Here is a 23,387-nt window from a genome sequence, read left to right as displayed (position 1 = left end):
CTCATCCTCTCTTGCGTCCGAGGGAGAAATAGCGCCACGGTGTCCACCAGCGGAAGTCGCCGCCGAGCATCTCCGGCACTTGGTCAAGGCCGCTGGTGCCGCCTGGGCCGCAGCGGCCGACGCGAAACAGCGTCATCCAGCCACCGGCCCACAATCCGTGGCGGGCGATCGACTCGTAGCCATATTCGGAGCAGGTCGGGATATGGCGGCAGGAATTGCCGACAAAGCCGGAAAGCGTCAGCTGGTAGAGGCGGATCAACCCCATGCCGAGCAGGCGGTCGGGAGTCTTGCGGAACGGACCGGTATAATTGCGCGAAGCGCGTGCGACCTTTTCACGCGGCTTCTCGGGACCGGCGGCGCCACCGTCCTCCTCATCGCTGGCCTGCAGGGCGCAGAACTCGCACATCTCAGTTACGCCTCGACAACTTCCGCCCGTTTCGCCTCGATCTGCCCGATCGCATCGACGACGGCATCGAAGGTCAACATCGTCGAGGCATGGCGGGCCTTGTAGTCCCGCACCGGCAGCAGATAGCGCATGTCTTCGAACCGTCCCTCCGGCCCTGCTCCATCCGCCTTCAACATGGAGAGCATGTCCTGACGTGCCTGGCGCAATTCGCCCGATGTAGCGCCGACGACATGGCGCGCCATGATCGAGGACGAGGCCTGGCCGAGCGCGCAGGCCTTCACGTCATGGGCAAAACCGGTGACGGTGTCGCCATCCATCTTCAGCCAGATCCGCACCTTCGAGCCGCAAAGCTTCGAATAGGCCTGGGCGCTCGCATCGGCATCCGCCAAGGTGCCGGTCAGCGGAATATTGCCGGCGAATTCGAGGATCTTGCTGTTGTAGATATCGTCCATGTTGGATTTCCGCTCCAAAATCGCTGCGGATCGGCCTCAATAAGGGCTGTTATTGTTATTGAAACAAAAAACACACCGTGTCATCTGAGGATACTTACATACGATGGCCGTCTTCCTATATGTATGTCGTTCGAAGGCCATTAAAATGCAATGGCCTCGTGTAAGTTTGATTGGGAAACCGTGCCGGACGGGTGTTGAATGCGCCTCGAAAGCCCCGGAGCCCGCCAAAGGTGCATGAATTCCCGCATGGGATTGACCAGTGGCGATTCCGACAGATCGGTCCGTGGTGCGGACCAGGAGACCATTGTTCATGGACGCCATCGTAAAGAACTTTCCGCAGACGAACCGCGACTCCGATCGCCCCTCCCAGCAGGAGGCGGAGGAAGCCGTTCGCGTGCTGCTGCGCTGGGCCGGTGAGAACCCGACGCGCGAAGGCCTGATCGAAACACCGGCCCGTGTCGTCAAATCCTACCGTGAACTTTTTGCCGGTTACGACATGGCGCCGGAAGACGTGCTCGGCCGCACATTCGAAGAAGTCGCCGGCTACGACGACATGGTTCTCGTCAAGGACATTCCGTTCTTCTCGCATTGCGAACATCACATGGTGCCGATCATCGGCAAGGCTCACGTCGCCTACATGCCGGACGGGCGTGTGCTCGGCCTGTCGAAGATTGCCCGTGTCGTCGAGATCTATGGCCGCCGCCTGCAGACGCAGGAAACGATGACGGCGCAGATTGCCCGGGCGATCGACGATACGCTTAACCCGCGCGGTGTCGCGGTGATGATCGAGGCCGAACATATGTGCATGGCGATGCGCGGCGTTCAGAAGCAGGGCTCGACCACATTGACGACTACCTTTACCGGAACGTTCAAGACTGAGCCGGCCGATCAGGCCCGTTTCATGACCATGGTGCGGAGCCGCTGATACCGGCTCCCTCAGGAGGGCCGCGATGAGCCAATTGATCTTCAGTCAACCATCCGAGGACAAGTCGGCGTTGGAAGACGCCGGCGACTTTACGCCGCGTTTCGACGACCGTGGCCTGATCACCGCGATCGTCACCGACGCCGGCGACGGCGAGTTGCTGATGGTGGCGCACATGAATGCCCATGCTCTGGCGCTGACCATCCAGACCGGCACGGCCCATTATTTCAGCCGTTCGCGCGGCAAGATTTGGAAGAAGGGCGAAACCTCGGGTAATCTCCAGACGGTGAAGGAAATTCGCACCGATTGCGATCAGGACGCCATCTGGCTGAAGGTCGAGGTCGCCGGTCATGACGCCACCTGTCACACCGGCCGCCGCTCCTGCTTCTATCGGACGATTACGCTTCGGGACGGAAAACCGATGCTTGATATCGTCGACGACGAGCGTCATTTCGATCCGCAGGACGTATACGGAAAATAGTTCGGGAAAATGGAGCCGGAATTTCACGGGATCTGCTCCTTATTGCGCCAGAAGTCGCCTCTATATACCATTTGGAAACTGATCGGGCACACTATCGGCAACCATGTGTTCTGCTGGGAGGGGAGAGCGCCATGCTGAGCTGGAATTTGCATCGTCAAAGCTCTGAAGGCGAAGGTTCCAGCTCCGGCATGTCGACCACACTCGAGACGATCCCACCTCCCGCACCCGTCAAGAGAATCAAGATCGCGCTGGCGCTCGGCGGTGGAGCGGCCCGTGGCTGGGCCCATATCGGCGTGCTGCGCGCCCTCGACGAGGCAAAAATCGAGATCGGCATGATTGCCGGCACCTCAATCGGCGCGCTGGTCGGCGGTTGCTATCTCGCCGGCAAACTCGATGAACTCGAAAGTTTCGCCCGCTCGCTGACGATGCGCCGGATCGCCAGTCTCCTCGATCTCACCATCGGCGGCAGCGGCCTGTTCGGCGGCATGCGGCTCACCAAGCGCATGCAGGAACATCTGGAAGGCCTGAATGTCGAGGATCTCGATCGGCCCTTCGTCGCTGTCGCCGCCGAGGTCAATACCGGTCACGAGGTCTGGATCGCCAACGGTTCGCTGATCACGGCGCTGCGCGCCTCCTATGCCCTGCCCGGCATTTTCGAGCCGGTGCGCAGCAATCATCGCACGCTGGTCGATGGTGCACTGGTCAATCCCGTCCCCGTCTCCGTCTGCCGCGCATACGAGCAACCGCTCGTTGTCGCCGTCAATCTCAATTACGATCTCTATGGCCGCTCGGCCGTCGTCCGGCACAATGCCAGCCTCTCGCCGCAGGAAGTGCAGAAGCAGGAAGAGGCGCCCTATGCCCGTCTCGGCATGACCGGCGTCATGGTGCAGGCCTTCAATATCATCCAGGACAGGATCGCCCGCGCTCGCCTTGCCGGCGACCCGCCGGATATTTCGCTGCAGCCGCGCCTGAGTTATATCGGCCTTTCCGAATTCCACAGGGCCGGCGAAGCGATCGAACGCGGCTACGAGGAAGCCAGAGCCAGACTCCCCGAAATCAAGCGCATGCAGGAAGTTTACGCCAGCTCCCCCTGATCGACATCATCCGCAAGCCCGCAGCCGTTTCGCGGCGACAGCATCCCTCGAACGAGGACGAAAACCTCAGCCAGCGATATAAGCCTTGATCTCCTCGGCCTCGCGCTCGACTTCGGCGATGCGCGATTTCACCACGTCGCCAATCGAGATGATGCCGACAAGCTTGCCGTTGTTTTCCACCGGCACGTGGCGGAAACGGCGGCTGGTCATCAGTTCCATCAGCTCGTTGACGGTCGTCTCCTCATGGCAGCGGTAGACCTTCGCGGTCATGACCTGGGCCAGCGACTGGTCGAGGCCGTCCTTGCCATGTTTGGCGATGGCATGCACGAGATCGCGCTCGGTGAACATGCCGGAAATCCGGTTCTCCATGCCGACGACCACGATAGCGCCGATCTTCTTCTTGCTGAGGATGACCGCCGCTTCGGCGACGGTGGTGTTCGGCCCGGCGGTGAAAACGTCCCTGCCCTTCAGGTCGAGAATTGCTTTGACTGAACTGGTCATTCGAACCTCCTATGTCCGTGATCCACTTGTCACAGGCATCCGCGGCGGTTTCTCCCCCCATCGCGGATAGGTCGATGGTGCACTGACAGGCTCAGGATTGCAACATATCCTTCTCCGTATCGGCGCCTTCCGTCACAGGTGGGCGCGGCGCCCGGTCGAACAGCGAAAACAGCAGGAAACCGAAGACGAAACCGCCGATATGGGCGTCCCAGGCAATGGGCTGGTCACTGTCGCCGACAAGCGGAATGCCGACGGCGATGAGGGCGTTGCCGACCAGCCAGAGCAGCATGAAGATGACGACGGTGCGGCTCTGCAGCGCCTCGGCGACGGACAGCCGGGCATTGAGATGCGCAGGCAGCATCGGCCGCCGTTCGGCCGGAAAGGCGAATCGGCAGGCAGCCCCCATCAACCCGGAAATGACGCCCGACGCGCCGATCAAAAGCGTCACATCTCCCCAATTCAGCACCGCGTGCAGGGCGGCGGAGGCGACCGCCGAGAAAAGCCAGAAGAGCACGAAACGCATCGTCCCGATGCGGCGCACGACCGGCGCACCGAAGGCCATCAGCCAGAAACCGTTGAAGACGATATGCTGGACGCTGCCATGCAGGAGTGAATAGGTGACGGGCGTCCAGAACAGCTCCGGGCCCTGCTGCGACAGCGGAATCACATAGCGGGCGGGCACGAAGCCGAAGGTGAAAAACAACCAGCTCAGCGCATCGTCGGAGAGCGCGAGTTCCTGCACCGCATAGATGACGACAAGCAGGCAAAGGCTGAAGAACAGCGCCGGCGGAAGGTTGAAGACCGGCACGCGCGGCGGCTTTTCCGGCGGCAGGCCCTCGGGAGGTTCGGGCGCCCTATGCGGCTCGGCCGTCTGCTCATTCATTTCAGTATCGCCTCGTTGAGGCCACAGCCATACAGGAGCACCTGTCAAAAAAAAAGCCGTCCGAAGTGCCGGACGGCATGCCGGAGTTCAAGGAAAGCCCTCGGCCCGGGAAGGTTGTGCTGAACTTCGAAAGTCGAAGCGATGGGCGGACAGTGCCACGACAACCACCGCATCTCAACCGAAACCCTTTCTTAACCTTAACCGCCCCGAGTTGGCATGAAATCCGCAAGGTAGAGCCTGTAGGGGCAATGAGTGCCCGAAAATGACCCGGAATGGGACAGGTTGGTGAAAAATGCGTGTGCAAACGACCATCGAAATTTTTGAGTACTGGAACCGTATCCGGGGCGCAGCCGATGCGCCGCTGAAAGCGCAGGTCGAACCCTCCGCTGTCCCCCATCTGCTCCAGAGCCTGTTCATTCTCGAGACCCGCGAGGAAGGCAACATCGGCTTCCGGCTTGCTGGCACCCGCATCTGCGATCTGTTTGGGCGGGATCTGCGCGGCGCACGCTTTTCCTCACTTTGGGCCAACGGCCAGCACGCCGACATCGAACGCACCGCGATGGGCGTCATGGACCATGTCTTGCCGGCCCTGTTCAATGCGACCGGCTATAGCACGGTCGGCCATCAAGCCTCCTTCGAGATCATCATGATGCCGCTGCGCTCGCCGGGCGGCACCTGCGACCGGCTGCTCGGCGCAATCGCACCCACGGCGGCTGCGAGCTGGCTGGAGATCGTGCCGCTCGAATTCCTGGCTCTCGACCGCAGCCGTCTGCTGCCCGGAAAATTCGGCAACGCTGAAGCCGCGGAGCTGCGCCCCATCAACGAAATCGTCGCCGCCAAAAGCCCCGGTTTCGGGCAGGTCATGCGCCGCATGGTGTCGCAGCTGCTGACGAGTGCGGAGGCGCGCTGACAGTCCCGTTTCGGGACATGAGACATACTCGTTTTCAGCTATGTCCGAATGAGGCAAAACAACCTTCTGTTAATGGATTGCGGGTAATGATCGGTCTCTCAGATTTCATAAAGAAGCCTTTTGATGCACTCGTTCCAGCCAGCTCAGACGCAAAGACCTGCGCCGCGCCCTGAACAGGGCGTTTTTCAGCGTGTGCCCATCAATATGCAGGGCCGGCTGATGCTTGCCAGTTACGAGGAGTTCGAATGCATGGTGATCGACATGTCGCCTGGCGACATGTACGTCACCTGCCCTGGCCGGCCACGCGCCAACGAACGTGTCGTTGCCTATATCGACCATCTCGGCCGCGTAGAAGGTTATGTCCAGACGCTCGATGGTCGCGGCTTCACCATGTCGATCAACGCCACCGAGCGGAAGCGCGAGAAGCTTGCCGCCCAGCTCACCTGGCTTGCCAACAAACATGAGCTCGGCCTGCCGGAAGATCGCCGCCATGACCGTCTGACGCCACGTGATACGAATACCGAACTGACCCTCGAGGACGGCACGCGTTATACCTGCCGTATCATGGACCTTTCGCTGTCGGGCGCCGCTGTTGACGTCGAGATGCGCCCCTCGATCGGAACTGCGGTGCGGCTCGGCAACATGCGCGGCCGCGTCGTACGCCATTTCGTCGAAGGTGTGGCGATCGAATTCCTGTCGATCCAGTCCCGCGAGACGCTGCGCGAATTCCTCTGAGAGAACGCTCATTGCGTGACGGTGCCGACAACGCGCTTGCCGGGCGCGCACCCGGTCAGGTCCTGTTGACAAGCCTGAGTTTCACAGCAAGAGATCTGCCAGCGGCAATGAATTAGGGCTTCGGAACGCCGGAGCGAGATCCTGTCGCAAGTCGTTCCTACCATTCAGTTATAGATATTATGAGTAGAACAACCTGCGACAGGCAGAACGATGTCGGCTCTCTATCCGGAAATCGAACCCTATGATCATGGCCTGCTCGACACGGGCGACGGCAACCTGATCTATTGGGAGGCTTGCGGCAATCCGGCTGGCCGACCGGCGTTGGTGCTGCATGGCGGGCCGGGCTCCGGCTGTTCGACGACGACGCGGCGTTATTTCGATCCCGACGCTTACCGAATGATTCTGTTCGATCAGCGCAATTGCGGCCGCAGTCTGCCGAGCGCTGCCGATCCCGAAACCGATCTCTCCCTCAATACCACCTGGCATCTGATCGCCGATATCGAGCGGCTGCGGGTCTTCTTCGGCATCGATACCTGGCTCGTTTTCGGCAATTCCTGGGGATCGACACTGGCGCTTGCCTATGCCGAAACCCATCCGCAGCGTGTCGCCGCGATTGTCATATCAGGCGTGACCACCACAAGGCGCTCGGAAGTCGACTGGCTCTATCGCGGCATGGCGCCGCTTTTTCCGGAAGAATGGCACCGTTTCCGCCAGGCGGCTTCCTTGGGCAGCCAGGGACAAGACCAGGACATGGTTGCCGCCTATCATCGTCTCCTCAACCATCCCGCCTCCGAGACGCGCCTGAAAGCGGCGCGCGACTGGCATGACTGGGAGGCGGCCTCGATCCTGCTCGCCGATCCTCAAGGGTTGCCGCGCCGCTGGGCCGATCCGGCCTATTTGCTGACGCGTGCCCGCATCATCACCCACTATTGTATCAATGGCGCCTGGCTGGAGGACTGCCAGCTTTTGAACAATGCTGACCGGCTGGCAGGCATTCCGGCGATCCTGTTGCAGGGACGCTTCGATATCGAGGCGCCGCTGGTCACCGCCTGGGAACTGGCCCGCGCCTGGCCGGAAAGCGAGCTGCGGATTCTTCCGCATGCGGCCCATTCCACCGCAAATCCCGATATGAGCGCCGCAATCGTCGCCGCCACCGATCGATTTCGCCATCTCCATCAAAAATAATTTTGCCGGCGGAAACTGGCATCCGAGCGACAGTCTGCTTTCCAGCGGGTCAGAATCGGCCGATTCCGGATGGCATTACCGGCCTGCTGCGCGCCGCCGGACCGCAATCGGCCCTTACTCGGCTCAACGAAAATCCTTAACGCCTGGACGGCAATGCAAGCGTTTCGCGGGTCAAAGCCTTGTTGCAGGAATTACAATTTTAATCGATTTCGAGACAAATGCGCGTCGAATTTTATGCGCATTCGAGATTGTTTTTAGTCAAGTTTTCCAGGCATTTGAATCAATTAAGCCTTTAATTCTATTGCGTAATTTTCCGTGAGATAAAAACGTCCGTGTCATTGTCGCCTCAACTTACGGGGAGACGGCAATGACAATTGCAAACATCTGCAAAGGCGGCCTTCTGGCCGGTGCCCTCATGATGGCAATGGCGGGTTCGGGACAAGCGATGCCCGCCAGCATGGCCCTGGCAGGCAATGCAAGCCCGCCGATCGGGCACTATGAATTCTGCAAGGCGAATCCGACGGAATGTTCCTTTGCCGGCGGCGATGCCGGGCCGGCCATCCTCACCGAGGATCGCTGGAAGGAAATCCTCAAGGTCAATTACACCGTCAATTCGACGATCCAGCCGGAGACGGATGAGCAGATTTACGGCGTCGAAGAACGCTGGGCCTATCCCACGACGGTCGGCGACTGTGAGGATTATGCCCTGCTGAAGCGCAAGATGCTGATCGAAGACGGCTTCTCGCCATCCGACACGCTGATCACCGTCGTGCTACAGCCGAACGGCGAAGGCCATGCCGTGCTGACGGTCCGCACCGATCACGGCGACTTCATTCTCGACAACATGCGCAACAAGGTGCTGCTGTGGTCGGATACTGAATATACCTACCTGAAGCGGCAGTCCGCCGATAATCCGGCCCGCTGGTCGAAGCTCCAGGACGGCCGCGCTGTCGCGGTCGGTAGCGTCAAGTAAAACAGCCTGCCGGCTTATGCCGGCTGCAGCCTGCGGCCCGGTCAGTCCCCGCATCCCGTCCCCGACCGGCGCCCAAGAGCCGTTCCCGCTGTCCCGGGAACGGCTCGCTCTTTTTTGGGACAGGCTTTTGTGCCCAGGGGCCCCATGCCCCTGAAATCTTAGCGAATTATTAACCGTGCCGGTCTGATCATGCCGATCAGACTCATCATCGGCACCGGCGGCTCATGTTCCTCCTGCGGCGGACCGAAACACGAAGCACCGCCATGAGCCATGCCGCGCACAGCGCACCTGACGAGCAGCCGCTTATATCCATGGGGTTTCTCATCCGCACGATGGCGGTGATTGCCGTCCTGGCGGTTCTGACCGTCGCCATCAGCATCGGCGGTCGTTGGTTCGGCCGGCATATTTCGCTTGCCGGCAACACCGACAGCACGGCTGATATCACGCTGGCCATCGGCCGCGATACCGTGAAATTTCCCGAGAATGCCATCCGCTTCCCGAGTCAGAGGCATGACGGTGCGGCCGAGCGCCTCGATCTCTACCTCGCCTGGCCTGAGATGCAGGGCTACGGCAAGGAAAACCACATTCGATTCGACGATATCGGCCAATCCTCCGGCCTGATCTTCCTGCAGCTGACCCAAAGCACCATGTCGCGCGACATGTCCGGGCGGCTGGAGCCGATCTATTCGCACCTGCTCGAAGGGCCGGCCGAGCCCTTCCGCGGCGGCCTGACGCTGCACCGTCTTCGCGCCGACGCGGGTTACGGCGACGAGGTGCTGCTGACGGCGCCCGTCAAAGGCGGGCCGGATTACGTCGTGCGCTGCATCCTGCCTTCAGCCCCGGACAAGGCGGCGAGCGGGGATTGTCAGCGCGATATCAAGGTCGGCAGGGATCTCAGCGTGCTCTACCGCTTCTCAAGCAGCCATCTTAACGACTGGGAACATATTGATGCCGCTATCCGCACCTTTGTGGAGGCGCGTCTTATGAACCGTTCTGCGACAAGTCCCTAAAATGCTCCCCAGACAGCGAAATAAACGATTCATCATAAACGGATTGGTAACGCCCAATCCGTAAATTCGAAAGACGGGCTGTGCTGCGGGAGGCGCGCTGTCCCGACGCCAAAAATCCGAATGCCAAATATCTGAAATGCAAGCGAAGAGTGGAATAGTGTCAAGGTCAGTCTCCTCCGTATCATCGTCCCGATCCGGCAGCTTTTTTGCAAAGCTCATCGCGATCCTTTCGGTGGCCCTCACGGTCGTCCTGGTTGATTCGGTCAGTGCCGAAGCGGAAGCCGCGAATTCGAAATATGCGGGCATCGTCGTCGACGCCAAGACCGGCAACGTTCTCTACAGCGAGAATGCCGACCGACTGCAATATCCCGCCTCCCTGACCAAGATGATGACCATCTACATGACCTTCGAGGCGCTGGAGCAGGGTCGCATCCGCCTCGATACGCCCGTTCCCTTTTCCGCGCATGCGGCAGCTCAGGCGCCGACCAAGCTCGGCGTTCGCGCCGGCGGCACGATCACCGTCGAACAGGGCATTCTCGGCCTCGTCACCCTGTCGGCCAATGATGCCGCAACCGCGCTCGGCGAAATGCTCGGCGGCGGCAGCGAGGATCGTTTCGCCCAGCTGATGACCGCCAAGGCGCATGCGCTCGGCATGACCCGCACTACCTATCGCAACGCCAATGGCCTGCCGAATACGGCGCAGATGACGACGGCGCGCGATCAGGCCCGTCTCGGCATCGCCCTTCGCCAGCATTTCCCGCAATATTACGGCTATTTCTCCACCCGCGCCTTCAAGTTCGGCACCCGCACGATCCGCAGCCACAATCGCCTCGTCGGATCTGTGCGCGGCGTCGACGGCATCAAGACCGGATATACCCGCGCCGCCGGCTTCAATCTGGTGAGCTCCGTGCAGGTGGACGGTAAGTCGATCGTCGGCGTCGTGCTCGGCGGCGCCTCGACCCCTGCCCGCGATGCCCAGATGCGCAATCTGATCGCCACATATCTGCCGAAGGCATCGAGCCGCGGCGGATCGTCGGCACTGATCGCTGAGGCGGCCCCTGCCCCGGCGATGATCGTGACGCCGGCTCCGGTCATGCCGCAGAAGGCCCAGCCGCAAGTGGCAAAGACGATCACCGCAGCACAGCCGCCGGTTTCCGCAGCCGCTGCCGATCTCAGCCTGCCGCATAAAGGCCCGCTGCCGGATGCCCGTTATCAGGTCGCCGAGACCGAAGTGGCCTATACCGAAACCGCTCAGCCGAAATCCGACAATCCGCTAGTCGCCCAGCCGATGCCGGCGCCGACCAAGGTCAAGACCACGACCTTCAAGCAGCAGGCGTCGCTCACCGTGCCGAAGCCGGCACCCGCATCCATGCAGCCGCAACAGGGCGATCCGGCGGTCGACAACGTCACCACCGCTTCGACCACCCCAACCTCGGCCGGCGCGGCTTCAAGCAGCAACGGCCCGACCGGCTGGGTCGTGCAGGTTGGTGTTTCGCCGAGCCGGCAGATGGCCATGGATCTTCTGGAGAGCGCCAAGAGCAAGGGCGGCAGGGCACTGGCCTCGGCAAAGCCTTTCGCCGTCGCCTATGCCGCCGGCGGTGACCAGCTTTACCGCGCCCGCTTCGGCGGATTCGACGACCAGCGCGATGCGGTCAATGCCTGCAAGGCCTTGAAGAAGGCCGGTATCAAGTGCTGGGCGGCGGCCCAATGAGCTATTCGATGCTGCCAGCAACATGGCCGGCGGCATCGGTAACGGCCGGAATCGGTGTTTGCGTTTCCGGCCATCGTTCTTGAACTCGATCAGTATGGCGTACGGGGAAAACAATGGCGATCAATGAGAATGTTCCGGGAATGCCTTCAGACCGCCGCATGGCGGCCAAGGGGCGTTCATCGCTGCATCCGTTGCACGAGGCGGCGATGCGGCTGGCCGAGATCGGCCTGCAGCGGCCGAAGGCGAAGTCTCCGAAGACCCGCGACCTCATCAATCTGCTGCTTTGCCATGGCGCCCGCGCCTGGCGCTATTCCCAGCCCGAAGCCCGCATCCATCTTCATGTGACTTCGCCTGATGGTACCGTGCCGGTGCAACTGCGCCTGCGCTGAAGCTTAATGCTGCAGTCCAGAACCGAGAGGCGTTTTCGGGCGACAGGCTTTAGAGCAGGCCAAGTTCCGTCAGCTCGCGGCGAAGGTCCGCGGGCATCTCGATGATACCGGCGCCAAGGCTCATCAGGTCGCGCGGCACATCATCCTCAGTGAAATAACGCCAGCCCTGGAAGGGACGCTTCGGCTGCACAGCGGTCTCGATGACCTCCGGGCCGAGCATCAGGCGGCAGCGCGAGATGCCCTCGCCGTCGGTAAAGGTTTCGATGCCGAGCAGCTTCTGCCGCGCCTGCACCTGCCCCTTGATCACCCAGTAAAGCGAGCCGCCATCGAGCAACTCCTCCATGCGTTTCGGCACCATGCGCGTCGTGTGCACCGAATGCGGCTCGAGCCCGGCAGCGATGGCGCGGAGCGACCGCTCCGCCACCCATTCGCGCAGATCGTCTATCGAGTCGGCGCCGACACAGAGTTTGATGAGATGCAATGCCATGTCGCCGTTGAAATCCTTTTGGCGGCAGGCGTCAAGCAACCATCTAAAGCAATTCCAGGAAAGTGTGACGCGGTTTTCCCAGGCAAAGCGCAAAGCGCGCTTTTGCCGAGAATTGCGTAAAAACAAAAACTTAGAGCGGTTCTGCGTTTCCGTGAAGCGCCGGACTGCTCTAACGCACGACTCCACAAACTCAGCACTCGACGACATTGACGGCAAGGCCGCCCGTGGACGTTTCCTTGTATTTCTCGCTCATGTCATTGCCGGTCTGGCGCATCGTCTCGATACAGGCGTCGAGCGGCACGAAATGCTGGCCGTCGCCCTTGACCGCCAGCGATGCCGCGGTGACCGCCTTGACGGCGCCGAGCGCGTTGCGCTCGATGCAGGGAACCTGCACCAGACCCGCGACCGGATCGCAGGTCATGCCGAGATGATGTTCGAGCGCGATTTCGGCAGCGTTCTCGATCTGCTCCGGCGTGCCGCCCATGACGGCGGCAAGGCCGGCGGCCGCCATCGCGGCTGCCGAGCCGACCTCGCCCTGACAGCCGACCTCGGCGCCCGAGATCGAGGCATTGTGCTTGATGATGCCGCCGATGGCCGCGGCCGTCAGCAGATAATCACGGATGCCGTTCTGATCCCAGTCCTCATGGAAATGCTCGTAATAGCGGATCGTCGCCGGAATGACGCCAGCAGCCCCGTTGGTCGGCGCCGTGACGACGCGCCCGCCGGCGGCATTTTCCTCATTGACGGCCATTGCATAGACGCTCAGCCAGTCGTTGGCGAGCAGCGGGTTGACGCGGTTGCTGCGCCACTCCTCCTCCAGCTTGTCGTGAATTCGGCGGGCGCGGCGCTTGACGTTGAGGCCTCCCGGCATGATGCCCTCGACCTTGAGGCCGCGCTCGATGCAGGAACGCATCGCCTCCCAGATGCGGTCGAGCCCCTGATCGAGCTCCTCCGGGCTGCGCTGGCTCTCCTCGTTCGCCCGCTTCATCTGCGCGATCGACAGACCGGAGCGCTCCGCCATGTCGAGCATCTGCCTGGCGGTCGCGAAGGGATACGGCACGCGCGCACCGCCGGCCGCGTTCTTCTTCGCCCGCATCTGTTCCAGCTCGGTGTCGGTGACGACGAAGCCGCCGCCGACAGAATAATAGATGCGCTTGACGAGCAGCCGGCCGTCCCGATCAAAAGCGGAAAATATCATGCCGTTGGCATGGCCGGGCAGCGGCTGTTTCTTGTCGAAGATCAGGTCGGTCTTCGGCTGGAACTGATAGCCGGGATGCCCCTCCGGCGTAATGCGGCCGGTGCGCTCCACCGTATCGACGATACCGTCCATCTTGTCGGGATCAACGCTGTCGGGCGCCTCGCCCATCAACCCGAGAATGACGGCCCTGCCCGTGCCGTGGCCGATGCCGGTATGGGCGAGTGAACCGTGCAGGCTGACCTTGATGGCCACGACCTGCGCGCCTGAGGACGGGCGCGGCCATTCGTTCGACAGGATCAGCGCGAGAAACCGGTTGGCGGCCGACATCGGACCCATCGTGTGCGAACTCGATGGCCCGACACCGATCTTGAAGACATCGAATACCGAAAGAAACATGGATATGCCTTCTGATTACGAGGATGCAAGCTTAAGCGACGCCGGTTTTCCATCCGTGCGGACCACCGACATCGCATGCAGCCGATGCGACATTGTGGCTGGACACTAAAACGATGAGGCCCACCTTACCAGTCATTGCAGCATTTCGATGCATATGTAAGGTGGCCGCACTTCATGCGGAGACTGAATCACTGATGACGACGGCGGACTATATCGCTCTGGCCTTCTTTGCCTTTGTCTGGATGGGCTATTCCTGGCTGCTGCATGGCCGCACCTTCTTCGGACGCACCAGCCTCACCCATGCGATGACCGAACGACGCCGCGAGTGGATTTACAATTCGCTGCGCCGTGACCTGAAGATGATCGACACCCAGATCATGGCAGGCCTGCAGAACGGCACCGCCTTCTTCGCTTCGACGTCGATCTTCGCGATCGGCAGCTGCTTCGCCCTGCTTGGGGCGACGGAGAAGGTCGACGCCATCTTCGCCGACTTGCCGTTCGTCGTCCATGGCGGCCATGCTGTCTTCGAGATGAAGGTCGGTGGGCTGGCTGCGCTTTTCGGCTATGCCTTCTTCAAATTCGGCTGGTCCTACCGGCTGTTCAACTATTGCACCATCCTGTTCGGGTCGATCCCGATGCTGCGCGACGCCGAGGGCGACATGATCGCCGCCGAGCGGGCCGCCGAACGCGTCATCCGCATGAATGTCATTGCCGGCAGCAATTTCAACGAGGGCCTCAGGGCGATTTTCCTGTCGATCGGCTATCTCGGCTGGTTCATCAACGCCTATGTCTTCATGACCACGACAGCGATCGTCATCTTCGTGCTGACGCGGCGGCAATTCTTTTCGCAGGCACGGCTGGCGATCATGGATGCCGGCCCGCCATCGAATCTCAACCTTTCCGCCATTCGCCGCGACATGCCGTCGAGCGACGGACGTGATTTGCCCGAGGGACTGTGATGACATTGCCGGCAATCAAAGCCGATGCGGCAGCAAGACCGCCGCGCATCGGCCTGTTGGACACGGCGCGCGGCGCAGCGCTGATCGCCATGGCGAGCTACCATTTCAGCTGGGACATGGAGTTCATGGGTTATCTCGCTCCGGGCACGGCCGAGACAGGCTGGCTGAAGATCTATGCCCGGGCGATCGCCACGACCTTTCTCTTCATCGTCGGCATCAGCCTGGTGCTCTCGAGCAAACCGGAGGTCCGCTGGCCTTCCTTCTGGAAGCGTTTCGGTATGATCGCCGCGGCCGCCGCCGTCATCTCGATCGCCACGCGCATCGCCATGCCGGACACGTGGATCTATTTCGGCATCCTGCATTGTATCGCGGTGCTGACGCTGATCGGTATCGTTTTCATCAGGCTGCCACTCGCCGTCACGCTGATCGTGACAACAGCGCTCCTGGCCGCCTGGCTCATCGACAATTTCGGCACGCCCGGCCTGCTGCGCTCGTCCTTTTTCGATCCGAAATATCTCGCCTGGATCGGCCTTGCCGTCATGCCGGATCGGTCGAACGACTACGTGCCATTGTTTCCCTGGGCAACGCCGTTCTTCGCTGGATTGAGCAGCGCCTCGATCGCCGTCAGAACCGGGCTGCCGCATCGGCTGGCCGCCCTTGGCACCGGCTCCTGGTGGCCGGCGCGGCTTGGCCGCCACAGCCTTGCCTTCTACCTCATCCATCAGCCGGTGCTGATCGCCATCGCCTACGGGCTTTCGCTTCTCGTCCCGCCGCCGCAGCCGGATCCAACCGAAACTTACCTAAAGCAATGCAACTCCAGTTGCGTCATGCAACAGGGCGAAGCGCTGTGCCGCAGCTTCTGCCAGTGCACGCTGAACAAATTGCAGGCCCAAAGCCTGTTGACTCAGCTGCAGGCGAACGAGATCGACGTACAAAACGATGAGCGGGTCCAGACGATCGCCGGCGAATGCAGCGCCGAGGTGGAATAACGTCAGCTCGGCTCAGGTGGTGACGCCGATTTCGGCGAGCCGGCCGAGGCAGGCCTCTTCGATATTGTCGAGCTCCACCAGCGTGTCGTCGATATCCTTGCGCTTCTGGCGCAGGTCATCGCGCTTCTCGTCGACGCGCTTCATCAGTAGCTTCAACTGACCGAGCTCGCCCGGCGGCTCCTTGTAGACCTGGATGATCTCGCGATCTCCGCAATGGTGAAACCGATGCGCCTGCCGCGCAGGATTTCCCCGATGAGCCGTCGGTCGGCCTGCCGGAAGAGACGGGTGCGCCCGCGTCGCTCCGGATGGATCAGTCCTTCGTCCTCGTAGAAGCGGAGCGTGCGCGTCGAGACACCGAATTCGCGCGTCAGCTCCGTTATGCTATAGTATTTATTCACCAGCATGTGTTCCCCGTCATGAACCGGCAATAATATTGACTTTTACGTAATAGTCAATTTTGACAGCCGCTCAGATACCGAACCACCATGTGGCGATGCCGAGAAAGGCGAAAAAGCCGGTACAGTCGGTCACCGTCGTCACGAAGACCGACGAGGCGATCGCCGGGTCGGCCCCGACCTTGTCGAGCAGCAGCGGCAGCAAGATGCCGGCAAGGGCTGCCGCCATCAGATTGATGATCATCGCCGCAGCGATCACCCCGCCGAGCTGATAGGAATGGAACCAGGTGCCGGCGATGGCGCCCATGATCGTCGCAAAGATGATGCCGTTGAGGATGCCGACACCCGCCTCCCTGCGGATAATCCGGCCGGCATTGTAGATGTCGAGATCGCGGGTGGCGAGCGCGCGCACCGTCACCGTCATCGTCTGCGTGCCGGCATTGCCGCCCATTGAAGCGACGATCGGCATCAGCACCGCCAGCGCGATCATCTTCTCGATCGAGGCATCGAACAGGCCGATGACGCTAGCCGACAGCATTGCCGTGCCGAGATTGATCAACAGCCAGAGGAAACGCGAGCGCGCCGTCGACAGCACATTGTCCGACAGTTCTTCGTCGCCAACGCCGCCGAGGCGTTTGATATCCTCGTCCGCCTCCTCGTGGATGACGTCGACGACATCATCGATGGTCAGCACGCCGACGAGGCGGCCGTTCTCGTCGACGACGGCGGCCGAGAGAAGGTCGTACTGCTCGAAGAGCTGGGCCGCCTCCTCCTGGTCCATCTCCGCCGGGACCGGATGGTTGGTCTCGCGCATGATCTGCTCGATCTTCGTCTGCCGCTTGGTGCGCAGGATCTGGTCGAGATCGACGGCGCCGAGCAGCTTGAAAGTCGGATCAATGACGAAGATCTGCGAGAAGGAATAGGGAAGATCCTCCTCATCGCGCATGTAGTCGATCGTCTGTCCCACAGTCCAGAACGGCGGCACGGCGACGAATTCCGTCTGCATGCGGCGGCCGGCCGAGCTTTCAGGATAATCGAGCGCCCGGCGCAGCCGCACCCGCTCGGTGAACGGCAGTTGCGCCAGGATCTCTTCCCGGTCTTCCTTGTCGAGATCTTCGAGAATGTAGACGGCGTCGTCCGAATCGAGATCGCCGATCGCGGCGGCAATCTGCTCGTTCGGCATCTGGTCGACAATCTCGCGGCGGATCGCCTCGTCGACCTCGGTCAGCGCCGTCATATCGAAATCGTCGCCGAGCAGGCGCACCAGCGCCAGGCGCTGATCCGGCTGGATCGCTTCCAGCAGGTCGCCTATTTCGGATTCATGCAGACGGGCAACATTCTGGCGCAGGAACAGCGTGTCGCGGTCGGCGATCGCGGCGCCGACCAGCGCCAGGAAATCGCTGCGGACATTACCGTCCTCGTCGTAGATATCGGCTTCCTCGTCCTCGGGACGCCTGCGGATGCGGTCTTCGCCATCGGTCGTGGTCATCTGCCGCCCTCGCATCTGGTTCGAATTTCAACGACTACAGCGCCGCATTCGCAAATGTCGGCGGAAAACATATTGTCAACAAGCAGATAAGTGAATCCCCGCGCGAGGTTCACGCGGCCGGAATCCATAGCTCCTGCTAGCTGAAAGCATCCCTGCCGTAAAGCAGCAAACCTGCCGCTTGATGACAATGCCCGCGGCTGGCGATAGTTTCGCCACGCATCCGAGCCGAGGAACGCCGCCCCATGCCCATTCGCCCGATTCTGCGTTACCCGCATTCTGGTCTGAAGACCGTCTGCGCGCCGGTGACCGTCTTTGATTCATCGCTTGCCGCACTTGCTGACGACCTGCTGGCGACGATGCGCGCCGCGCCCGGCGTCGGCATCACCGCCGCACATATCGGCGTCCTCACCCGCCTGACGGTGCTGGAGCTCGACAAGACCGACGGCGTGCGCCTCTACGTCAACCCGGAGATCACCTGGTTCTCGAAGGAGACGATGAGCCATGTCGAAGGCAGCGTCTCGATGCCGGGAGCAACCGACGAGGTCACGCGCCCTCGGTCGATCCGCTTCCGCTATCAGGACGCCGAGGGCGGCATGCACGAGGACGTCGCAGACGATTTCCTCGCCATCTGCATCCAGCACGAAGTCGACCAGCTCGACGGCATTTTCTGGCTGCAGCGCCTCTCGCGGCTGAAGCGCGACCGCCTCGTGAAGAAATGGGAGAAGGCCCTAAGTTGACAATCAAGCCTGACGATCAGGGCTGACAAATCGGCTCCCGCGCCGAACCATTCGCCACTGCCGGCGTTTCCAGCAGAGAAACACAGCGTTTCCCGCAAAAGAAACAAGGAGCCACTGCAATGGCAAGGATCGGTGACAAGCCCCCCATTTCACGCGAAGGTGCCAAGCTTTTTGATCAAAAGGCAGGGCTTTCCCGCGAGGAAGATTATCGCGACCTCGAGGAGCGTAATCTCGACGACGGCTGGCCCTATGCTGACGGTACCGGCGCCGACCCGGCCAACCGCCCCTATGGCGAGACGGCGGCAAATTTCGACAGCGATCCCAACCAAGGCTTCCGGATCGATGGCACGGATGCAGAGGGAAACGAGAACCGTCTGAAGGATTCGCTGCGGGCCGATACCATCGACCGCGATGAAAGCGACGAACTCGAAGCGCGGGTGAACGACAATCTCGAAAACATTCCCGAAGTCGACATCAACAGCATCGAGGTTCATGCCGACGGGCACGTCGTCACGCTGGAAGGATCGGTAGAGACGATCGGCATCGCCCGTAAGGTCGAACTCGGCGCGCTGTCGGTCGACGGCGTCCACCATGTCCGCAACAAATTGCAGCTGACCGGTGTCGACGCCCATATCCCAAATGAAGACTGATTCACGCACAAGATACGGACAGCCGGCGAGGCGCCAATGCCTCCCGCCATCTTCAGACGTCGCCTTACAACATTACAAAAGATTAACAATTCCAGATTGCATCACAATATGTTTTGAAGAAGCCGCTTTTTGTTATTTTGCTTAGGCGGCTTCCGTAACGCGAACGTCAATGCCGGTGACAACGCTGTGATTTCATTCGGACAAAAGGTCGCGGCTGCGCCGTCATCCCATCACAAAATTGCCTGAATTTGGGCGCGAACTCGGATGTGCCGAGGGTTGGTTTTATGTTGCGAAATTCAACAGCAGATTGAGGAGATAGACCCATGCGCATCAAATTTGCCCTTGCCGCGTCCCTGTTCGCCGTCAGCCTTGCAGGCGCCGCCTTCGCCCAGCCGACCTATTCCGACGACTATACCAACGATAGCGACGGCTTCGCCCCGAGCCCAATGTCCAAGCCGGCCCCCGTTCACTACACCAGCCATAAGGCTCCGGCCTATTCCAGCGACTACACCAATGACAGCGACGGCTTCGCCCCGAGCGCCATGGCCGCCCCTGCCGTCGACAAGACCGCCACGGCGAGCATAACTCCGTTGCCCCCATGCCACAGCATGATTGGCCCGAAGGGCTCCCACTCCAAGGGTGCCGACAGCGGCGCCTCCCGCACCGAAGCGTGCCGCGCCACGCATTGATCCAACAAAAGAAAGGGCCGGCAACCGGCCCTTCTCTTTATCGTCCTAGAACACGAACGGAAAAAGCCGGTAGCGGGTCTTGGCCATGAAGGCCGTGTAAGCTGGATCCTGCTTGAGCAGCCGCTCCTCCGCCAGCAGGCGGAAACATTGCGCAGTCAGCGCCGTCGCATAAATGGCAAAATTCCAAAGGCTCGGATGAGTAAGGAAGAAGCCGATATGCATCATCAGATAACCCGCATACATCGGATGGCGGACAAATTTGTAAGGGCCGCCGATTTTGATACCGCGATTGGCCGGCACCAGGCCGAAGCTTCGCCGCAATGACAGCTTTGCCGCTATCTGCAGGAAGAAACCGAGGACCATCATCGTCCCGCAGAGTGCGAGCGGCGCTAGCGGTTCCGACGTATTAGGTGAGACCAGCAGCGGGAAGAGCGTGCCGACGGCGGTGACCGTCCAGTCATAAAGCCGCAGCGACGCATTTCGCGTCGGCCGGCGCGTCAGAATGAGAAAGGCGGCGGCCCCCTCCGAAACGATCAGCAGGCCATCGATGATCGCCCTGTTGTCCTGCATCTGGGGCACGATACGCATGACGATCGCAACGAATAGGTAGCCGACCAGGACCTTTTCGACGATATCGAGAACGAAATAGACATCGAGGAATGACCAGCTTGCCGCTGCCTGTTTTTTTTATAGTTCGCAAGACTTCCACATCACAAGGTTGGGGTACCCTATATATGCGAGCTCGCTAATTGCAGGTTAAGACATCCGGCCACATCTGGCGAAACGGCGGCCCTTGCCGAAGGCCGAAACCGGCCATGCCTTCAGATGCAACGGGGATGCAGGGCGCCGTTCCGAGCAATCAGCTTTCGCTCGACGTTTCGCCAAAAACTGCTTCGAAGGCGGTGCGCAGCCGTATATCGACATCGGCCATCATCACCGGCAAGCCAAGATCGACCAGGCTGGTCACCCCATAGGCCGAGATCCCGCACGGCACGATACCGCCGAAATGATCGAGATCGGGATCGACGTTGAGCGACAGTCCGTGGAAGGTCACCCATTTCCGCAGTCTGATCCCCAGGGCGGCGATCTTGTCTTCGGCCATCGTTCCATCGGCAAGCAACGGCTTCTCCGGCCGCCGCACCCAGACGCCGACGCGATCTTCACGCCGTTCGCCGCGCACATTCATCATGGCGAGGGTGCGGATAACGACGTCCTCGAGGGCGGCGACGAAGGCGCGCACATCCTGGCGCCTGCGCTTCAGGTCGAGCATCACATAGGCGACCCGCTGGCCGGGGCCGTGATAGGTATATTCACCGCCGCGCCCCGTCGCAAAGACCGGAAACCGGTCCGGCTGGACGAGATCCTCGGCATTGGCGCTGGTGCCCGCGGTATAGAGCGGCGGATGCTCGACGAGCCAGACGAGTTCGTCGCCGCCGTCTGATATTACCGCCACCTCGCGCTCCATCGTCTCCACCGCCTCCTCATAGGCAACGAGGCCATCGGCGATGCGCCAGCGCACCGGGCGGTTGCCGAGATTCGGGAGCATGGAGAATTCGAGATCGGTGCGAAGCATGGCCATTCCTTGCCGCTCTCTCCGAAATGCCTGAAAAAAGGGGCGGCAGGAGACCTATATGGACCCGTTTCGGGGGCAATTCAAATGCTGTGACCAGTTTTGAAAAAAACTGTCATATCGCCCTTGTGTACCCCAAATGCTTTTGCTACATGCTGCCCCGCCGACGCAAATCGGCACCTACCACGATGCGGTCGTGGCGGAATTGGTAGACGCGCAGCGTTGAGGTCGCTGTGGGGCAACCCGTGGAAGTTCGAGTCTTCTCGACCGCACCATCTCCCTTCAGGGAAACGCTTTCCAAGCGACGATTTCGATTTCACCTCGACGCTATTTGCGGTTGCTCGGCTTGATCGGCCGGCCTTCGCATGGTTGATGGCGTCATCCCCATCATGAATCGGCCGCCATGTCAGAGCATCCAGCCCATCAAAACTCCCTGCAGGGCATGGCCATCATGTCCGGCGCCATGCTGATCCTGCCGACCATGGACGCCATCGCCAAATATATGGCGACCTTCGAAGCGATGTCGCCGGGTCAGGTGACCTTCTACCGATTCTTCTTCCAGCTCGCCTGCACACTGCCGATTCTCTTCGCCCTTTTCGGGCTGAAGGCGCTTTCGGCCAAGCGGCCATGGATGAACCTCCTGCGCGGCGTGCTGCATGGCGCTGCGAGCCTGCTTTTCTTCGTCGCCGTCAAATACATGCCGCTTGCCGACGTCTTCGCCATCTATTTCGTCGAGCCATTCATGCTGACGGCCATGTCGGCGCTGTTCCTCGGCGAGAAGGTCGGCTGGCGGCGCTGGATGGCGATCGTCGTCGGTTTCGGCGGCGCGATGATCGTCATTCAGCCGAGCTACGAAATATTCGGCCTGAAGGCGCTGCTGCCGGTCGCCTGCGCCTTCCTCTTCTCGCTCTATCTGTTCCTCAACCGCGCCATCGGCGAGGCCGATTCGCCGCTGACCATGCAGACGATGGCGGGCATCGGCGGAACGCTCTTCATGGCCGCCGCCCTTTTCGTCGGCAGCGGCTCCGGCAATGCCGATTTCGCCATCTCTCTGCCCTCCTCCGGTCTCGCTCTTGTCCTGCTTCTCGCCCTCGGTTCGATTTCCGGCTACGCGCATATGCTGGTCGTCCGGGCTTTCCGGCTCGCACCGCTGTCGCTGCTTGCGCCGTTCCAATACTTCGAGATCATCTCGGCGACCGTTCTCGGCTACGCGCTGTTCAACGATTTCCCGAATTTTTCCAAATGGATCGGCATCTTCATCATCGTCGCATCCGGCCTCTTCATCATCTGGCGCGAGCGGCTGCAGGCGCGATCGCTAAAATCCTCCTGATCCCGGGAATATCAGATTAACTCCGCTTCTTGAGGGATCGTCAATTCGCAGACGGTAAAACTGTCTCCGGCTTCATGATGAAGCCTGGAGCTAAAACATGAGCGAATTTCGTCTCGCTTTCCCGGCCTGTGTGGTGGCCGGCAAGCATCGGCTGACGGCCGAAGATATAATGCTATTGCGCAAACATGCTTTTCCGGAAGGCATCCGGACATCGGACGATGTCGTGGCGATGTTGGCGCTCAACAATTCCTGCCCTGAGAAATGTGCCGCGTGGAACGCATTCTTCGTCGAGCAGCTCGCCGGCTTCATCGTCCGTTCCACCTATCCGCAGGGCTCGCTTGATGAAATCAACGTTGCCTGGATCATGCGCATGTTCACGACCGATGGTGTTGTCAACTCGGCACTGGAACTCGAGCTCATTCTCCATGTCATGGAGATCTCGGCCGATGTCCCCGGTGAATTGAGAGCGCTCGCGCTTGATCAGCTCCGCCTGGCGATCACCGACAATATCGGTGGCTACAAGCTGTCGCGCGCCGTCGACCGCCGGAGCATTACCCGCCAAGACGTCGATTTCACGATGCGCATTTTCAGAAGCGTCGCCGAAGGCGGTGTCATCCCCGTCTCGTCGGTCGAGTTCGGCGTGCTCCAGCAGATCGATCAGGCGACGCTGCCCGGCGCCAATCATCCGCACTGGGCCGGCATCATGGCCGCCGCCGAGCTGCGCGATTATGCCGAGCCGCGGCGCAGCCGCTGGCTGCGCATCGTCGACGAAGAACCGGTCTCGGAAGCGGCTGTCGCCTGAAGCTCCTCAAGCCTGATTGTGCGTTCCGGTGTTTTGTGCGTAAA

Annotated in this window: 26 protein-coding genes, 1 tRNA gene and 1 pseudogene; 18 read left to right on the top strand and 10 right to left on the bottom strand. The window is 61.0% G+C overall.

Translation table 11 applies throughout. The features are described 5' to 3' along the window. Position 1 precedes the first annotated feature (1 nt). Together yidD and ACS4RS_RS18120 are read right to left on the bottom strand one after the other, a co-directional pair. Entirely contained in the window at positions 2 to 406 is a 405-nt protein-coding gene (yidD, locus tag ACS4RS_RS18125; protein ID WP_439009857.1) for a membrane protein insertion efficiency factor YidD, read from the bottom strand. A 5-nt stretch (positions 407 to 411) separates the two neighbouring features. Then, positions 412 to 858 (bottom strand): iron-sulfur cluster assembly scaffold protein, encoded by a 447-nt coding sequence (locus ACS4RS_RS18120; RefSeq protein ID WP_439009858.1) that lies wholly within the window; start codon positions 856 to 858, stop codon positions 412 to 414. A 310-nt stretch (positions 859 to 1,168) separates the two neighbouring features. Between ACS4RS_RS18120 and folE the strand changes: the two genes are divergently transcribed. The 3 genes from folE (at position 1,169) to ACS4RS_RS18105 (ending at position 3,355) form a co-directional block, all read left to right on the top strand. Continuing rightward, the gene (gene folE / locus ACS4RS_RS18115) at positions 1,169 to 1,783 is read left to right on the top strand and encodes a GTP cyclohydrolase I FolE (RefSeq protein WP_003586337.1); all 615 of its coding nucleotides are present in this window, start codon (positions 1,169 to 1,171) and stop codon (positions 1,781 to 1,783) included. Between the two features lie 25 nt (positions 1,784 to 1,808). Further along, positions 1,809 to 2,261, top strand: coding sequence for a phosphoribosyl-AMP cyclohydrolase (gene hisI, locus ACS4RS_RS18110; protein ID WP_003586336.1), 453 nt, complete (start codon positions 1,809 to 1,811; stop codon positions 2,259 to 2,261). 131 nt (positions 2,262 to 2,392) lie between these two features. Continuing rightward, positions 2,393 to 3,355: a patatin-like phospholipase family protein gene (locus tag ACS4RS_RS18105; protein ID WP_439009859.1), complete on the top strand. Its 963-nt coding sequence runs from the start codon at positions 2,393 to 2,395 to the stop codon at positions 3,353 to 3,355. Between the two features lie 66 nt (positions 3,356 to 3,421). On the opposite strand, the gene ACS4RS_RS18100 is transcribed toward ACS4RS_RS18105, so the two are convergent. Continuing rightward, entirely contained in the window at positions 3,422 to 3,856 is a 435-nt protein-coding gene (locus ACS4RS_RS18100; RefSeq protein ID WP_439009860.1) for a CBS domain-containing protein, read from the bottom strand. 91 nt (positions 3,857 to 3,947) lie between these two features. Continuing rightward, positions 3,948 to 4,739 (bottom strand): rhomboid family intramembrane serine protease, encoded by a 792-nt coding sequence (locus ACS4RS_RS18095; protein ID WP_439009861.1) that lies wholly within the window; start codon positions 4,737 to 4,739, stop codon positions 3,948 to 3,950. A 292-nt stretch (positions 4,740 to 5,031) separates the two neighbouring features. Between ACS4RS_RS18095 and ACS4RS_RS18090 the strand changes: the two genes are divergently transcribed. From ACS4RS_RS18090 to ACS4RS_RS18060, 7 genes are all read left to right on the top strand, one after another. Then, a complete protein-coding gene (locus tag ACS4RS_RS18090) occupies positions 5,032 to 5,649 on the top strand; it encodes a PAS domain-containing protein (protein ID WP_439009862.1) in 618 nt (205 codons plus the stop codon). A 123-nt stretch (positions 5,650 to 5,772) separates the two neighbouring features. Next, on the top strand, positions 5,773 to 6,384 hold the full coding sequence (locus ACS4RS_RS18085) for a PilZ domain-containing protein (RefSeq protein WP_439009863.1): 612 nt from the start codon (positions 5,773 to 5,775) through the stop codon (positions 6,382 to 6,384). A 210-nt stretch (positions 6,385 to 6,594) separates the two neighbouring features. Continuing rightward, positions 6,595 to 7,569, top strand: coding sequence for a prolyl aminopeptidase (gene pip, locus ACS4RS_RS18080; RefSeq protein ID WP_439009864.1), 975 nt, complete (start codon positions 6,595 to 6,597; stop codon positions 7,567 to 7,569). 367 nt (positions 7,570 to 7,936) lie between these two features. Further along, a complete protein-coding gene (locus ACS4RS_RS18075) occupies positions 7,937 to 8,542 on the top strand; it encodes a transglutaminase-like cysteine peptidase (protein ID WP_439009865.1) in 606 nt (201 codons plus the stop codon). Between the two features lie 224 nt (positions 8,543 to 8,766). Continuing rightward, positions 8,767 to 9,552: a hypothetical protein gene (locus ACS4RS_RS18070; protein WP_439009866.1), complete on the top strand. Its 786-nt coding sequence runs from the start codon at positions 8,767 to 8,769 to the stop codon at positions 9,550 to 9,552. 136 nt (positions 9,553 to 9,688) lie between these two features. Beyond that, complete coding sequence (locus ACS4RS_RS18065; RefSeq protein WP_449313767.1) at positions 9,689 to 11,263, top strand: SPOR domain-containing protein; 1,575 nt, start codon at positions 9,689 to 9,691, stop codon at positions 11,261 to 11,263. A gap of 113 nt (positions 11,264 to 11,376) precedes the next feature. Further along, positions 11,377 to 11,652 (top strand): hypothetical protein, encoded by a 276-nt coding sequence (locus ACS4RS_RS18060; protein WP_439009868.1) that lies wholly within the window; start codon positions 11,377 to 11,379, stop codon positions 11,650 to 11,652. A gap of 49 nt (positions 11,653 to 11,701) precedes the next feature. Here ACS4RS_RS18060 and ACS4RS_RS18055 read toward each other — a convergent pair whose 3' ends face one another. Further along, entirely contained in the window at positions 11,702 to 12,139 is a 438-nt protein-coding gene (locus ACS4RS_RS18055; RefSeq protein WP_439011809.1) for a DUF1489 family protein, read from the bottom strand. Between the two features lie 190 nt (positions 12,140 to 12,329). After that, on the bottom strand, positions 12,330 to 13,733 hold the full coding sequence (locus ACS4RS_RS18050; protein WP_439009869.1) for an L-serine ammonia-lyase: 1,404 nt from the start codon (positions 13,731 to 13,733) through the stop codon (positions 12,330 to 12,332). 194 nt (positions 13,734 to 13,927) lie between these two features. Between ACS4RS_RS18050 and ACS4RS_RS18045 the strand changes: the two genes are divergently transcribed. Further along, positions 13,928 to 14,692 carry a DUF599 domain-containing protein gene (locus ACS4RS_RS18045; protein WP_439009870.1) on the top strand — a complete coding sequence of 255 codons (765 nt, stop codon included), beginning with the start codon at positions 13,928 to 13,930 and terminating at the stop codon, positions 14,690 to 14,692. After that, entirely contained in the window at positions 14,692 to 15,681 is a 990-nt protein-coding gene (locus ACS4RS_RS18040) for a heparan-alpha-glucosaminide N-acetyltransferase (protein WP_449313766.1), read from the top strand. Before ACS4RS_RS18045 ends, ACS4RS_RS18040 begins: the two co-directional genes overlap by 1 nt. Before the next feature lie 12 nt (positions 15,682 to 15,693). Here ACS4RS_RS18040 and ACS4RS_RS18035 read toward each other — a convergent pair. Continuing rightward, a pseudogene (locus ACS4RS_RS18035) lies at positions 15,694 to 16,085 on the bottom strand (MerR family transcriptional regulator). A 64-nt stretch (positions 16,086 to 16,149) separates the two neighbouring features. Beyond that, complete coding sequence (gene mgtE / locus ACS4RS_RS18030) at positions 16,150 to 17,565, bottom strand: magnesium transporter (RefSeq protein WP_439009871.1); 1,416 nt, start codon at positions 17,563 to 17,565, stop codon at positions 16,150 to 16,152. A gap of 242 nt (positions 17,566 to 17,807) precedes the next feature. On the opposite strand from mgtE, the gene ACS4RS_RS18025 reads away from it, so the two are divergent. The 3 genes from ACS4RS_RS18025 (at position 17,808) to ACS4RS_RS18015 (ending at position 19,641) form a co-directional block, all read left to right on the top strand. After that, positions 17,808 to 18,302, top strand: coding sequence for a peptide deformylase (locus ACS4RS_RS18025; protein ID WP_439009872.1), 495 nt, complete (start codon positions 17,808 to 17,810; stop codon positions 18,300 to 18,302). A gap of 119 nt (positions 18,303 to 18,421) precedes the next feature. Further along, entirely contained in the window at positions 18,422 to 18,952 is a 531-nt protein-coding gene (locus ACS4RS_RS18020; protein ID WP_449313765.1) for a BON domain-containing protein, read from the top strand. A 323-nt stretch (positions 18,953 to 19,275) separates the two neighbouring features. Next, on the top strand, positions 19,276 to 19,641 hold the full coding sequence (locus ACS4RS_RS18015) for a hypothetical protein (RefSeq protein ID WP_439009873.1): 366 nt from the start codon (positions 19,276 to 19,278) through the stop codon (positions 19,639 to 19,641). Positions 19,642 to 19,686: 45 nt separating this feature from the next. On the opposite strand, the gene ACS4RS_RS18010 is transcribed toward ACS4RS_RS18015, so the two are convergent. Beyond that, positions 19,687 to 20,274 carry a methyltransferase gene (locus ACS4RS_RS18010; RefSeq protein WP_439011810.1) on the bottom strand — a complete coding sequence of 196 codons (588 nt, stop codon included), beginning with the start codon at positions 20,272 to 20,274 and terminating at the stop codon, positions 19,687 to 19,689. Between the two features lie 226 nt (positions 20,275 to 20,500). Next, the gene (lipB, locus tag ACS4RS_RS18005) at positions 20,501 to 21,220 is read right to left on the bottom strand and encodes a lipoyl(octanoyl) transferase LipB (protein ID WP_439009874.1); all 720 of its coding nucleotides are present in this window, start codon (positions 21,218 to 21,220) and stop codon (positions 20,501 to 20,503) included. A gap of 181 nt (positions 21,221 to 21,401) precedes the next feature. Here lipB and ACS4RS_RS18000 point away from each other — a divergent pair. From ACS4RS_RS18000 to ACS4RS_RS17990, 3 genes are all read left to right on the top strand, one after another. Next, positions 21,402 to 21,486: transfer RNA gene (locus ACS4RS_RS18000), tRNA-Leu, on the top strand. A 128-nt stretch (positions 21,487 to 21,614) separates the two neighbouring features. After that, a complete protein-coding gene (locus ACS4RS_RS17995; protein WP_439009875.1) occupies positions 21,615 to 22,541 on the top strand; it encodes an EamA family transporter in 927 nt (308 codons plus the stop codon). A gap of 97 nt (positions 22,542 to 22,638) precedes the next feature. Then, on the top strand, positions 22,639 to 23,343 hold the full coding sequence (locus tag ACS4RS_RS17990; RefSeq protein ID WP_439009876.1) for a hypothetical protein: 705 nt from the start codon (positions 22,639 to 22,641) through the stop codon (positions 23,341 to 23,343). Positions 23,344 to 23,387 lie beyond the last annotated feature (44 nt).

The sequence above is a fragment of the Rhizobium sp. F40D2 genome (genome assembly GCF_051810745.2).
GTDB lineage: Bacteria > Pseudomonadota > Alphaproteobacteria > Rhizobiales > Rhizobiaceae > Rhizobium.
The sequence above is the reverse complement of the archived record's forward strand: the minus strand, read 5'-3'. Positions and strand labels throughout refer to the sequence as shown.